Origin of the sequence: Bacillus sp. CR71, assembly GCF_003429245.1 — a bacterium.
GTDB classification, from domain to species: Bacteria; Bacillota; Bacilli; order Bacillales; family Bacillaceae_G; genus Bacillus_A; species Bacillus_A thuringiensis_S.
This window is the reverse complement of sequence record NZ_CP031748.1, coordinates 2417023-2430405: the sequence shown is the minus strand read 5'-3', so window position 1 is coordinate 2430405 and position 13383 is coordinate 2417023. Positions and strand designations below refer to the sequence as shown.

Here is a 13383-nt window from a genome sequence, read left to right as displayed (position 1 = left end):
CCTTTATCTCACCAGCTTTTTCTCTTATTAATAAAACTGTATAGTGATAAATAAGAAATGGTTACAGTAAACAAATCCCATAACCTTTGTTTACTAACTGATTTACCTTTCACAAAAAGCTCTATCCATTATTCAAATAGGTCCTTATGATTCCATGAAAGATCATTCCAAAAAGCATTATATAAAAATTGAGTATACTGTTCACGAGTTACTGTCATAAATGGAGCAATTAGTCTTATAAAATTTAACCATTATGAGTTAATTTTTATAAGACTATCATACTAGTAAAACATCTATGATATACATACAATGTTCCACTAAATTTGTTGTTTAATTATTCCAAAAATGAAGCTCAAGTACAATAGAATTTACATCTCCATTTGAACATAGAATCAAATTTACTTCACACAATTCTCTAATTCCAATATTTTTTCCCCCTTTAGCTTAAAATTTCTTAATTAGACATTGGCTGATATACCAATTCTTGATTTTGATTATGCCTTTTCCGATAAACAACCTTGACCTCCCTATCACCATTTTTTAATTTTAAAGTGAAGATAGCCCCTAAACCCCTTAGTTTTATATCATTAATGAAAAAACTATGCGTATTTTTATCAATTTTATCTACTTTTATTTTTATAGGTTCTCCTACCTCCATTGCATCATTTCCATGCCAAATATCATTTACCTCTTCCCCTGTGTCATAAATTTCATAAGCTCTCACTTCTATTTCAAGTTTAATTTCTTGATAAATAAAAGGGAAAGAAATTAACAGTTGTGGAGGTATTTTTTTATCTTGATAAAACCGTAGGTCGACTTGCATTGTATATAATGCCAAATCAAGAGTATTTAAAATATACGTTCCCTGCTGGCTGAGTGAAGCATTTAATAAATGCTTTTTACTTGGAATATTTGATATCTCAGTTACATTAGTAAGTTTTGAAATTAACTTATAAAACCAAAAGGTAATAATAATTGCTATCACAATAAATATAGTTAGCAACAAATTTACACCTAAACTACCCGTTTTAATAAAATAGATACAAATAACCCATATGCACCAAATAAATATAAATGCAGCTTTTACAACAGAAACTGTTTTTTTTATAAATTTATCTTCTTGAATAATTTCGAAATATAGATTCAAGTCATCGACTATATCATTATTTAAAACACTACCCAATCTCTTCTGTTTATTAAGGTTTTTATGTATTCCCCATAAGACTTCTCTTCCTTTTGTAATTATATGTTGGGTATTAATTGAGATAAATATAGCAAATAACCCTATAGATGTTAGTATGCAAGTAGTAAGCCCAAAAGTAATTGCAATAACATCGGCTTGTTGGTTCCCCCAAAGGCCTGAATATGGGGTAAATAAATTTAAAACAGACAAAATACTCAAAATACCACCGTCCTTTCAGTTTTTTAATTATTATTTTAAAATTCGATTCAAGTACTAACTAATTCAGTTCATATCTGGATATAAAAAAACACGTTTTAAATTCGTAATTTCAGATAATTTATTTTTCAAAACTAAGAGACAATCAATGTACTAAATCTAAATTTCTTATTATGTGTTAAATTACATCAAAATAATTTGACACATAATCTTATACTAATTCCCTTCGTGTAGTAAACATCTATTTTCACAGTTATTGTTTTAATCACTTATATATGATCTGCTATTTATCAATAACCAACAAAATAATTTTATATTTATTCTTCAATTTATAAAATTAATATGAATTTTGTCGCTTACGAAAGCTCATTACACTTTTAGAAAAACTAAAAGTAATAAGTTCTTTTGATTTATTATAGAGAAATTAACCATTAAAACTATCTCTTTCTCAAAAGAAGAGATTGGTAAAATTCCACCTTCCACCGTATTATGCATTCTTTAATGAATCGCCTATTATTTACATCTTATTTAAAAAGAAAGAGGATATTAATAGTGAAACAGCAAACACTTTCAACATATTACATAATACACCATATTTTTGTAGTTCTTTCAATAACAAAATGCTTAAATTTTTTTACATATCACTTTTCCCTTATTTCATATCCCTATTCATCCTTATTTAAAGTGGACAATTTAAATAAGGATGAATAAAAATAACAAATACTCCAGATAAAATATAGAAAAGAATTTAAATCAAATTATTGAATTATCCCTGCTTTTCATCCAATATTCCCATTAAGTTTTTATATTATCGATATTGATTTAAAATGGATTAATTAAAGTAGGAAATATGTTTTTTTTATTTTATAAATCGTATACCGACATATTTTTTGTTAAATTTTTTTCTTTATTACCCCATATTTAATGTAACCTATTTTATCCAATATATAGATTTTAAATCTTTCTCTAACCACTTATAAATTAAATCTGTCACAGGAGTAGATCCATAGATATCTAGTGCTTGGCTAGTACGTGAAGCCCACAGCCATTCTGATGCTTGTGGCCGATATTTTTTTATTTTTTCATTAATTTCTTCCATTATAGAGTCATCTTCAAAAAAGCGAATTTTCTCTTTACTAATACCTATTTCTATTTTAGGTTCTTCATGTATAGGTAGTGGCTCTAAATACCACTCTAAAGATGGTCCAGATCTATAATCATTTGTCTTATTTGGAACTTCTAAATTACCTTTAAATACATAAGGGTATAAAACATATTTCTTTAATCTGTTTTTTATAGTAGGAAATAAAATCTCTACCAACTGCTTATATTCAATAATCGCTTTTTCATAAATTTTTATAGTTCTTAAGTGTAGTTGATCAGACGTATAAAAATTCCACACCCAAGTATTTGAAGGCTTATCAATATTTGCTCCAGGAATAGGAGAAGTTATAACGTTAATATTTTTTGTTTTTAAACTTTCTATATAATCTCTTAATATGTTCAAGTCATAACTTTTTTTATGAAGGTCCAAAAATTCTACCATTTTGTATTGATTTTCTAGCTTTTCTTGAATTTCTTCTATAGAAACTGTATGAGTGTACAGTGCCCCCTTTCTAGTTATTTTTAAGACCATACTCCAAATTAATTCTTGAAAAATTACTTCTGTACAAATTGGTAATGATTTTTCCTTTATCAATTTTGACAGCTTATCTCTAACTTCTTCCATAGACCATCTCCAATGCCAATTTAAATTTTTCCCAGGCCTCGCCCTCCTATAACTTGGCCAATCTGGAAAATTATTCATTCTTAACTCTAGTATTTCATTGACCTTAGGAATCTTTTCACTCCCTTTATACCAAGATGTCGTTAACCATACATCACCTACACTTACCCCAATGGGAAGTACATCACCATCAAAATCGACTGGTGTTATAAATTTAGAAAATCCGTGAAAACCTTTGATCCAAGACCTCATAGATTCTCTAACTCTTTCTCCGCATTCTAGCGCAGCGGGAAGTGAAATATTACTTTCCATACCCCAGTTAGCAATACTTTCTTCAATTAAAATCGATGCAAAACCTGGATTCTTTTCTACAATTTTAGTTAATATGCTATCTACCTTTGTTTGTTTAAACACAGTTATAAGAATAATAATTGCATACTTCCAATAATCTAAGTTTTTATCTCCATTAATAACTTCATCAATATTTGTCATTTTCTCTGATAACGCCTGCGCTGCAAACCACTGGGCTAATATAGGTAAAGCAAAAGAAAGATAACCATTATTCTCAATTACTAATCCAGTATCCAATAAGGTTTGAATCTCATCAATTGTCCCAATCTCATTTTTAAAAATAGAAACATTTCCTCTATTAGTAGTTAATACTGCTAATTCTTTTAGTAGTTTTTTTGTAAGTTCTTTATTAATATTTACTTTTGTTATTGAATTCTCAATTAAATACACTAATAATTCACCAGTAGAATTAGGTACATGCCTATTCTTACTTAAATATGTTCCCAATATAATAGCAAATAAAGGACGCTGAATAGCATCTTGAATGACCTTAGGAAATCGTTGGTTTAGTAAGTAATCGTACCTAGATCCAGATAAAAAACTAATTATTTTAGTAACATTTTGTTCTGATAATGAATTTATGGTTCTTTTTTCAGGAATATCATTAAATATACTTAAAGGTCTACTAGTCATTAATATCCTAATATTACTCCATCTTTCCGCAGCTATCCGAACCTCATCTAATGTTTTTGATGCTAAAGAAAAGCTCACTTCGTCCATACCGTCTATTATGATTAACTGTTCTTCTCTTTCTTCACATGGCACCTTATTGATAATAGATTCCATAAGCGTTTGAAAATTATTAACCACTTGAGAAGAACTAAAAAAAATAGGTATAGACAAACTTAAATCCTCTTCTGCTTTATTTAAGTACTTTTGAAACATTAAGTCTGCAACAAAAGATTTACCAACTCCAAATTCCCCCACAATGACGGAAATTTTCTTATCTACTGTTGGCTCTAGATACTCATATTCATATTCAATATTTTCTAATAAATAATTTGTCTGTTCTTTCGTTAACCCACTGGCTTGCCATCTTGCTATACATCTAGCTCTTGAATGAATTCTTTGGTCATTAATTGTCTTTTTTTTTTCAAAAACTTCTTTTTCAATTACCTCTTTAATAAACTCACTTACACTTATATAACTAGTAGATTCATGGTCTTGAATATCAAGAATACTACTATGGTCACCTGGAAGAGGTATCCCTCCAGTCCACTTAGAACTAACTGTGTGTGGTACTGCACTACTTTCACTAACAATTCCATCATTAGTACCAAAACAAAATTTAAAATCAGTTTTTATATTCTCTAAATGTTTTTGCCATAACCGAATAGTATCATCTAAGAAGTTACTATTTGGTTCTAATGCAGGAATCTGTGCATGCTGATTTATACTTTGTATTAATTTTGCATAAAGTGCAAAAGAAGAACCATTATACGGTGTGGCAAGACTAATAAATCCTTTAATATTATGATTTTGCTTATGCTCAATCTCTTCTAAAAGATATCTAATAGCAATTAATCCTCCCATACTATGACCGACTAAAATAACTCTTTTATATGCTTTTATTCTGTTTGAATCAATCTCTCGTTTAAGTTCCCTCGCTAATATTTCAACACTTGTAAAAGGGCCTTTATCAACTGAAAATTTTCTAAACATGCTTAATCTAAGATTCTTTACGCCCATGGTACTTAATATTCCAGCAGCTAAATGCGCAGTGTCATACACTACCATAGCTACATCTGTACTGGGTAGATTTAAATCCGTTAGAAATAGATCTTTCCACGCAATATTATTTTTTACCCAAGTATCATTAGGAGCCCCCAAACCATGAATTAATACTATTAAATTCTCACTATTTTCATATTGACTATTTTTATGTAATGTAAGATTTAATGCCAAAATTTATTCCCCCATTAGTATGATCTATTTCCCCCAAATATTCCTTTATAATCCGTATTTCTTTTGATTATATTACCATATTAGCACTTTTTTATTCGTGACACCTATTAAACTTTAGATTCAATAATTCTGTAAAAGTAGAGAGCTATGGATAGAATAAAACAAATTCGTCTTCCAATTTTAGTGAAATTAAAAAGTAAAATTTCACATTGATAGTGCTAAAAATCAAGAATCTGATCGTTTTTGGATTCAAAATTAATAGAAAAAGAGGGCTTACGGGAAGCTTGATGAACATCAACAAAATCGTCTTACTAAACAAATTTCATTATATGTGAAAATGATAAAAACCAATAAAGACATACTCTAATTCTATTTTTAGAAAGTTCATTTCTGATTTAGATAATAAGAACCCAGAAAAAATACTTAATTACACAGCAGCAGCTTCTTAGTATGAGGTTTTTGGTTCCAGAGATGACCAATCACCTAGAATCGTACGGAATAGAAAATAGAAATTGGAGGGTCCTAGAATTATTTAATAACAATGTAGAGGGATTTAAAAATATATTAGAAAATTAATCTGCATTTTATTTCTCAGCATAAATACTTGGAATTAAAATTCCAATAATAGTAATGTAAAGGCACCTTCAGTTATCAATTTTCGTCTCTTTTTGAAAGGCCCTGTTTATAATGACAAGGTCTTTCAGATTCACCTGAATATTCTTTCTGTTTTGTTTTATTTTGAATCCCAGAGGTATGTATCCCCCTCCAAACAAAAATAAGAAGCCCCTTTTTAAAGAGACTTCTCATTTCTAATACAAACGACATACATAGGATAAATATACACAATATTATCAGGATGGTTTGCTTTGTTGCTCCTCTAGCATAACATATAATATCTCATTTTTGTTTAATAATCCCAAATTATAAAACTTTATCAACATTAAAATATTTCATTTAAAGCAAACGAACAAAAATAAACTCAACGAAATATTTACTTATAAAACTGACGTATGTAAAAAAACAGCTACAATTCCATTCATAGTTTTAAAAATTTGTCCTCCTCCTCTTCTTCTAAGAATATTCTAAATCTCAGATAGATTGTCTTATATCGCCACCTTATGTATGCAGAATTACATATCAAATTATATTGAAAATCATTCTCATTGTAACTATAATGGTTTCAAGAAGTGGTAATTTCACTTCCTTTTCAAATCTCAGAATATATTAAAGGAGGAACTAGCATTATGAAAAAAGCTATTTTAGCAGGGGCACTAGGAATTGCAGTACTATCAGGTATGAATTTACCAGGAGCAGAGGCACCAAAAGCGAGTGCGGAAACTACGAATTTAGAAATTCAAGAAGTTACAAAATATTACTCTATGAATTCCTATGAAGTTTCTCAAAAAGAATCATTTAATCTTAGTAAAGGGGAAGAACTTACAGTCTTTGTACAAAATTCCGGGTTCCCAATTTCTTATACAGTCTTTGATGCAGATAATCAAGTAATTGGCACATACAATGCTAATTCACCATATGGTCGCGTATTCAAAGCACAAAAAGACGGTAATATTTCGGTTCAATTTCAAGCAGGAGTAAATTCTTCTTACATGAAGAAAATGAATTTCACAGCTAAATTTGCAGTTTCTAAACTTAACCAACAATAAAAAATTTAACGATCCTCTTTAAAAGCAAATTAAAAAGGTATATCCCTTCAATGGAATATACCTTTAACTTTAGTGAATTTTATATTGACCAGATAACTGCTCTTGCGCCATACGAACTAAACGTTTCGTAATCTCTCCACCTACTGAACCATTTGCTCGTGATGTTGAATCTGGTCCAAGTGTAACGCCAAACTCCTGAGCAATTTCATACTTCATTTGCTCAATTGCACTTGCTGCCGCTGCTATTAAGATTTCGTTTGAATTATTATTTTCGCGAATTTGCATTTTTTAAACACCTCCGTTGAATTTGGGAATATCATGCTCTATTTCCAACAAAATATGCAAAAAAATTATTCGTTTAGCTATTTTTCATATATACCTAAGCTTTCATCTCTAATGTGGGAATAAATAAAGGTATAGATCATACTCTATACCTACACCTTCTCCTATCCTACTTATTTTTGAATTCCCCTATTAACCCCTGTAACTCTTGCGAGAGCCAATTTAAAGAATTTGCTAACTCTGCAATATCTTGTACATATAGTTCTTGCTCTTTCATACTTGTCTCCACATTACTACTGCTATTCACATATGTATTTGCAATGTGTGATAATTCATTTACAAACTGAACAATTGTTTGATTATCTTTTAAAATGTCACTTGAATTATTCGAATTCGCTTTAATTTGATTTGTAACAGATTGTGCAGATTCTGAAATCTTTTCAAAGAAAGCACCACTACTTTGAACAAGTGTTATTCCTGATTCAACTTCCTTTGAACTCTTCTGTATGGATTTTACAGCTCTCTCTGCTTCAGCCTGGGTTTCACCAATTAATTTAGCTATATCCCTTGCAGATGCCTCGGTTCTTTCCGCTAATATACGTACCTCGTCCGCAACACCTGAAAATTCTTCTCCCATCTCTCCAGCACATGAGGATTCAGTAGAAGCATTTAAAGCTAATGAATTTGTTTGATTTGAAATGGTTGTAATTACAGTAAGAATTTCATGAATTTCCTTAGATCGTACTTCTACTGCATAAATACTAGAAGATACATCCTGAACTGTATCTTTGATTCTTTTCATTTGATTCATGATTTGCTTAATCAAATCTTTTCCTTCTACAGAATGCTGGTCCATGTCTTCCAAAGCATTGCCAACTTGTTTTGCAGCTCCTTTAATTTCTTTCATCTTACTTTCCATTTCTTGAACAATCCCTAAACATTTTTGCACTACATATTCATGAGAATGTGCTCCTAAATTTAATCCTGTAATAGCACTTGCAATTTCTTTAAAGGCTATGCTATTCTCTTTTGTACTTACCGACAATTCCTGTGAAGATGTCGACACCTGTTCAGCAGTCTGCCTTACTTTATCTATAATACTATTAAACTTTTTAATAGTATTATTAAAATAGATATTAGTTATTCCTATATCATCAGATCTTTCATTCAATTTAATACTTAAATCCCCTTCACCAACTTTACGTAACCCTTCTTGTAAATCCTTTAAAGGCGATAGAGAGTTTCGTGAGATAAATATTTGAATTGTAATTGCGATTGTTAATGAAATTATAATAAATAGTAAACCTTGTATCATAAATTGTTTCTTTGTAAGAGGAATAATAGAAGCATCCAAATCCGCTGCAACAATTGCAATTATATTTTTATTTTCATCTGTAACTGGCTCTAAGATTGTTACCCAGAACCCTAATTCATCTTCATACACTTCTGTCATTTGTGCCTGTTTTGTTTGTATTACTTTATCATATGTTTTCATCCAATAAGTAGGCTGCTCATAATCTTCACCTGGTTTGACAGAAACAGTATTTGCTAATTTTGTATCCAAAGCTACTATTTGTAATTCAGCTTTATCATTTAGCTTGGCTCCTGTAACATATGTTTGCCCAACACTTTTCATATCTTTTATAGCTTTATCTAATTGCTCTGTCAATTTTTCTTTCTTCACTCTTTGAGCTGTGGGGTCTTTTGCTACATCTTTTACTATTTCTAGATCTAATTGATTTAATACCGCATCACCTGTTTCAAAAGACTGCCTCTCAAATATAGACATCATACTACTTTGAAACATATTAAAACTTAACGCTCCCATACTTCCAACAAGGGTCAGAATTACTAATACCGTTAGTAATACATTTTTTTGAAGCAACGATAGCTTATGCCAATATTTTTTCATTGATTTCTCCTTTCTTATTTTCAACAATACAAAAACAAAGTAGTAACATATTAAGAGGTTCTCTTTCTATTATTAATTTAAACTTTAAAATAGCATACTAATCGTTCAACCAAACGTTCCAATTTTTTTCATTTACAATTTCATCTTTTATATGTCCAGCTGCTCCTGGAAATCTATTAAAAGGAAGACGTAATACTTCTACCACTTCATCTTTTCTATTTGTACTGATTTCTTCTAAATCGATGATATTAAAGGATTTGCCTATAATAATTGCTATAATGTTTAATAGACGACTAAGAATATTTAAAATTCCATATTTATCTCCTAAAGATTTTCAAATTAGATTTGTTTCAGTACCTTCAGCGAGGATTTTTTATAATATCGTTAGTTTTAAATAAAGATAAGAATTTTTAAGAGCCTCATCTTTAGTTATTTTTATCTTGCAGAACAATAAAACCTGAAAGTTTAATTCAATCTCCTATTTTATAACTTTTTTCCTTATTTTTCTATAACATTATAATATTTACCTGTACAATCTGAACTCGGACTCTTTTGGCCTTTACCCTTCAATTGTCTTAAATTCATATGAGGTAGCGCAGAAAGTAAATTTTTAATAAAAAACTTTTGTATTAAAAAATGCAAAAATACATACTCCTTCAAAACTATATGCACTTAAATATTCATATAGTAAAATAAAAAGTACAAGCGTGTCCTATACAACATATTTCCTTAACAGGCTTGATATTATATTCATCATAAAATTGGTGTGACCTTAATATCTCACTTAACTCTTTAATATTTTAATATTAACAATATAGTGTGAATATATCCCTACTTTATCGCTACACCTACATATAAGCCAAGAATTCAATTACAGAACGGTTTTCATCAATAGTAGACAAAAACATGTCAAACAAAAAGAGACTCAATTATTTATTACTTTTCGTATAGATGTAATAAAAGATTATAGGAGAAATATATATGCTCAAAAAAATAAATAGATTTATGTTTGCTTTGCCTACAATTTCTTTTATTTTTCTTATTTTATTAGGATCATTTTTATTTGTAATACCATTAGATCTATTCTTACCTGAAATACAAAAAAAACCAATAACAGAAGCACCTCTTATTCTTCAAGTTTTATTAGGGGTATTAGCGGCACCTATATATGAAACAGTAGTTTTTCAAGTATTTTTATTTTGGCTATTAAGTTGGATTCCTTACATTAAAAATCGCGATTACCTTATCATTTTAATAGCTTCAATTATATTTGGATTAAATCATCAATATGGAATCACTTATATAGTTGGTACAACGATAATTGGTCTTTTATATAACTATGCTTATTGGGTATATAAAAAAAAGAATGAAAAATATCAGGTTACCATGTCTGCTTTTGGGGTTGTTTTTTTAATTCACTTATTACATAATTCTATTGCTTTTATAGCATCAAATTTATAAATGTTTTAAAGGTAATATAGATTAATGAATTATGTTTGTACTTGTTAAAGCTAAGAGACACGAAATAAAAATTAAAGAAAGGCTAATTCACTAATACTTCTAAATAGGCTTGTTTCAGTTTGTTTATTTGAAGAATAAAAAGAGAGGGACCTGTCAGGTAGACAATATTTTCAAAACACAGCTAAGCCACCTGAGTCTATATTTGTTTGGACTCAGGTTATTTAATTTCTCTTGAAATCTTTGATGATTATAACATTGTATATATTTGCGGACTTAAGATAGATGAAGAAGTCTTTTTTATGTGCATTATGATAAAAGTTTTACTTTCGCAACATACTTTCCTTCATTTCTCTAACATCCCATCCTCTTCTTCCAATCGTTTAGTCTTAGTACCCGAACCTTTAGGTTTCATTCTACCTAAACATAACCCTTTTGCTTTCCCACGTTCTTCTTCTAGTTCTTTAGTACCTAAAGTTTCGAATCATTTCATTTAACGTCTTACAATTGGATAATAAATGTCTATTTCTTTCTTAACAGTTTTATATCTTCTTTTAAGTATAAACCCACTTCCTTTTCCTTTCATTTTGCATAGCAAGTAATTCTAATTTACCCCCTAGAAAAATCCCCTCCATAATAAATAGGTTAATGTGTTTTCTTTTTCCTATCTACTATGAGGGGAGAATAGCATACTAAAGATAGCTTCTTTTTTGTAAAAGAACTAAGATTCTAGTGTCGTAATTAATTGCTGACGTTCTTTATCTCTAAAAATTTTAATTTCATGTTTAAATTCATAATTTCCTTCTTCAAATCTAACCCATTCCTTACTTGTCCAATATACAACATCTACATTTGCATCTAAAATTTCAGAACATATGTCTACTAATTCTTCTTCGTAAAACGGTGCTTCTTTTGCTAGTTCAAAAGCTAGTACTTTTGGATCCTTACTTTTAATTTGAAGTTTCCTTGAAGTTTGCCCTAAATACTGCCATGGAGAATACAGGGATTGCACATGAACATTTCGAGTTTCTTTAAACTGTGATGGAGAATGTATTGTAGTAGCAAATGTAGGTTTGCTCACTCCTATTGTTGCACCTAAAGCAATAGAACTAATAATAAGTTTTTTAATCATTTTTTCAGCCCCTTTAATTATTTTGGATATGCTTCATTTTTATACTACGTTCATGTTCGTGTAAATGAAGATGATTTGACATGAGTCATCATTTTTTTCAAAAACTGTATATAAATTAACCGCTATAAATTCACTCAAAACAAAAAAAGTTTCCTTATGGAAACTTTTTTGTTTTGGATATACATTATATGTATAAAAATCTATTTTGAAAATATTTACTTATTTGTTGATAAAATTGTGTATGGATATTTTCCCTACTATTTATCTACACACATCTCATGCAAAGCCTCACTACAACATAAACAAATTCATCTTATGACCACGTTTCTTCTTACGAAATTAAGTGATTGTTTCAATAGCTGGTTTGGGAATCATAGAATTACTTTCTTTCTTAGCCCTATTATTCTGTTCTTTTTACTAAAATTCCAATATCCCCATTACTTCTTTTGTAAATAGTTTAAAATCAGTTAAATGTTTTTCAATAATTTGACGAACAATATCTAAATTTACACTTTGATAATCATGAACAGCAATATTACGAAATCCAACCATCGCCTTTAACTTATTTGCTAGATCAGCGCTAAGTAATCCTGCTGTAACCAATAAATCAAAGGCCTCTCGACTAGATTGGGGTAGTCCTAATTTTTTCCCTGCAACAATATGCATTGCTAAATCAATACTCGCTTCACAAGCTCTTTGTATATTCAATATTATTGAATCTTGTTTTGTAAAGTCCTCTAAATTTTCAGGGTCATTTCCATACACATCTTGGATTCTTTTTATACAACGCTCTATTGTAGAAATTTTATTTAAAATAACCTCATTCTTCATATATAGAACCTCTTTTCTTTATATCATCAAATACTACCTGTCGTTCTTCATTCAATTTTGAATACATTTTTAAGGTTTTCATTTCAAAAATAACCTTACGCTTTTCATCCGAACAAAATATTGTCTTTCCTGTATGTATAATCTGAGCTTGAAAAACTGTAGAAGCTTCGGATAAATCAACTAAATCAACATCTCTATGAACAATGTTAGCTAACTCCTGTGCTAATAAAAAACGTTCATAATTCCCTAAAGTTGTATCACTTACATAAGCTATATCAATATCACTATCTTCCCGTTCTCTATTCTCAGCCGTTGATCCAAATACAATTATCCAATAGGGATTCACCGTCTCTTGTAATTTTTCTATAATAGCTGTAATCATGCTTTGAAAAATCATTTAATTAATCCCCCTTAGTATACTTGAACCTTATTATATCATAACCAACCCAAAATCCTTTCAACTCCTACAAATACCTAAACAAAATTAAGGATCCTTTATACAATTTCGCGTTTAAAAAATACATACTTTTATCAACTTACTACTAGGTGAACTACCCGCCACTTAACGTCCTAGCGGACTGTTTGAAGTGGGGGCTTCTCGGTTAGTCGTTACTTTTGGTAGCTAACGAATTCGTCCTAAGACAGCCGAGCTAACTCCCTTGTTCCAAGGGTTATTTTATTGCTATCTATGCTAACGCCAATAGGCGTATTGCTTCATTTTTG

10 protein-coding genes are annotated in these 13383 nt (G+C 29.7%); 2 read left to right on the top strand and 8 right to left on the bottom strand.

Annotated elements, in window-relative coordinates:
- Positions 1-454 precede the first annotated feature (454 nt).
- Both DOS87_RS12280 and DOS87_RS12275 read right to left on the bottom strand, forming a co-directional pair.
- Positions 455-1402 (bottom strand): hypothetical protein, encoded by a 948-nt coding sequence (locus DOS87_RS12280; protein ID WP_098832074.1) that lies wholly within the window; start codon positions 1400-1402, stop codon positions 455-457.
- 928 nt (positions 1403-2330) lie between these two features.
- Positions 2331-5381, bottom strand: a complete 3051-nt coding sequence (locus DOS87_RS12275) for an alpha/beta fold hydrolase (RefSeq protein WP_208730269.1) — start codon at positions 5379-5381, stop codon at positions 2331-2333.
- A gap of 1244 nt (positions 5382-6625) precedes the next feature.
- Here DOS87_RS12275 and DOS87_RS12270 point away from each other — a divergent pair.
- On the top strand, positions 6626-7045 hold the full coding sequence (locus DOS87_RS12270) for a hypothetical protein (protein ID WP_208730268.1): 420 nt from the start codon (positions 6626-6628) through the stop codon (positions 7043-7045).
- Between the two features lie 69 nt (positions 7046-7114).
- Here the strand turns inward: DOS87_RS12270 and DOS87_RS12265 are convergent, their stop codons facing one another.
- Together DOS87_RS12265 and DOS87_RS12260 are read right to left on the bottom strand one after the other, a co-directional pair.
- Positions 7115-7330 (bottom strand): alpha/beta-type small acid-soluble spore protein, encoded by a 216-nt coding sequence (locus tag DOS87_RS12265; protein WP_001167049.1) that lies wholly within the window; start codon positions 7328-7330, stop codon positions 7115-7117.
- Positions 7331-7496: 166 nt separating this feature from the next.
- Positions 7497-9239, bottom strand: coding sequence for a methyl-accepting chemotaxis protein (locus tag DOS87_RS12260; protein WP_208730267.1), 1743 nt, complete (start codon positions 9237-9239; stop codon positions 7497-7499).
- A 981-nt stretch (positions 9240-10220) separates the two neighbouring features.
- On the opposite strand from DOS87_RS12260, the gene DOS87_RS12255 reads away from it, so the two are divergent.
- Positions 10221-10700: a CPBP family intramembrane glutamic endopeptidase gene (locus DOS87_RS12255; RefSeq protein ID WP_163051424.1), complete on the top strand. Its 480-nt coding sequence runs from the start codon at positions 10221-10223 to the stop codon at positions 10698-10700.
- A gap of 153 nt (positions 10701-10853) precedes the next feature.
- Here the strand turns inward: DOS87_RS12255 and DOS87_RS30595 are convergent, their stop codons facing one another.
- From DOS87_RS30595 to DOS87_RS12235, 4 genes are all read right to left on the bottom strand, one after another.
- Positions 10854-10961: an IS3 family transposase gene (locus DOS87_RS30595; protein WP_163051492.1), complete on the bottom strand. Its 108-nt coding sequence runs from the start codon at positions 10959-10961 to the stop codon at positions 10854-10856.
- 457 nt (positions 10962-11418) lie between these two features.
- Positions 11419-11829, bottom strand: coding sequence for a hypothetical protein (locus DOS87_RS12245; RefSeq protein WP_016513563.1), 411 nt, complete (start codon positions 11827-11829; stop codon positions 11419-11421).
- A 417-nt stretch (positions 11830-12246) separates the two neighbouring features.
- Entirely contained in the window at positions 12247-12660 is a 414-nt protein-coding gene (locus DOS87_RS12240) for a type VII toxin-antitoxin system HepT family RNase toxin (protein WP_000787540.1), read from the bottom strand.
- Positions 12650-13057 carry a type VII toxin-antitoxin system MntA family adenylyltransferase antitoxin gene (locus tag DOS87_RS12235; protein WP_000577226.1) on the bottom strand — a complete coding sequence of 136 codons (408 nt, stop codon included), beginning with the start codon at positions 13055-13057 and terminating at the stop codon, positions 12650-12652. Before DOS87_RS12235 ends, DOS87_RS12240 begins: the two co-directional genes overlap by 11 nt.
- Between the last annotated feature and the right edge of the window lie 326 nt (positions 13058-13383).

Excerpts from the sequence above, each read along its gene's own strand:
- DOS87_RS12235 (WP_000577226.1), bottom strand. The coding sequence starts at position 13,057 with ATGATTTTTCAAAGCATGATTACAGCTATTATAGAAAAATTACAAGAG.
- DOS87_RS12260 (WP_208730267.1), bottom strand. The coding sequence starts at position 9,239 with ATGAAAAAATATTGGCATAAGCTATCGTTGCTTCAAAAAAATGTATTA.
- DOS87_RS12255 (WP_163051424.1), top strand. The coding sequence starts at position 10,221 with ATGCTCAAAAAAATAAATAGATTTATGTTTGCTTTGCCTACAATTTCT.
- DOS87_RS12240 (WP_000787540.1), bottom strand. The coding sequence starts at position 12,660 with ATGAAGAATGAGGTTATTTTAAATAAAATTTCTACAATAGAGCGTTGT.
- DOS87_RS12245 (WP_016513563.1), bottom strand. The coding sequence starts at position 11,829 with ATGATTAAAAAACTTATTATTAGTTCTATTGCTTTAGGTGCAACAATA.
- DOS87_RS12265 (WP_001167049.1), bottom strand. The coding sequence starts at position 7,330 with ATGCAAATTCGCGAAAATAATAATTCAAACGAAATCTTAATAGCAGCG.
- DOS87_RS12270 (WP_208730268.1), top strand. The coding sequence starts at position 6,626 with ATGAAAAAAGCTATTTTAGCAGGGGCACTAGGAATTGCAGTACTATCA.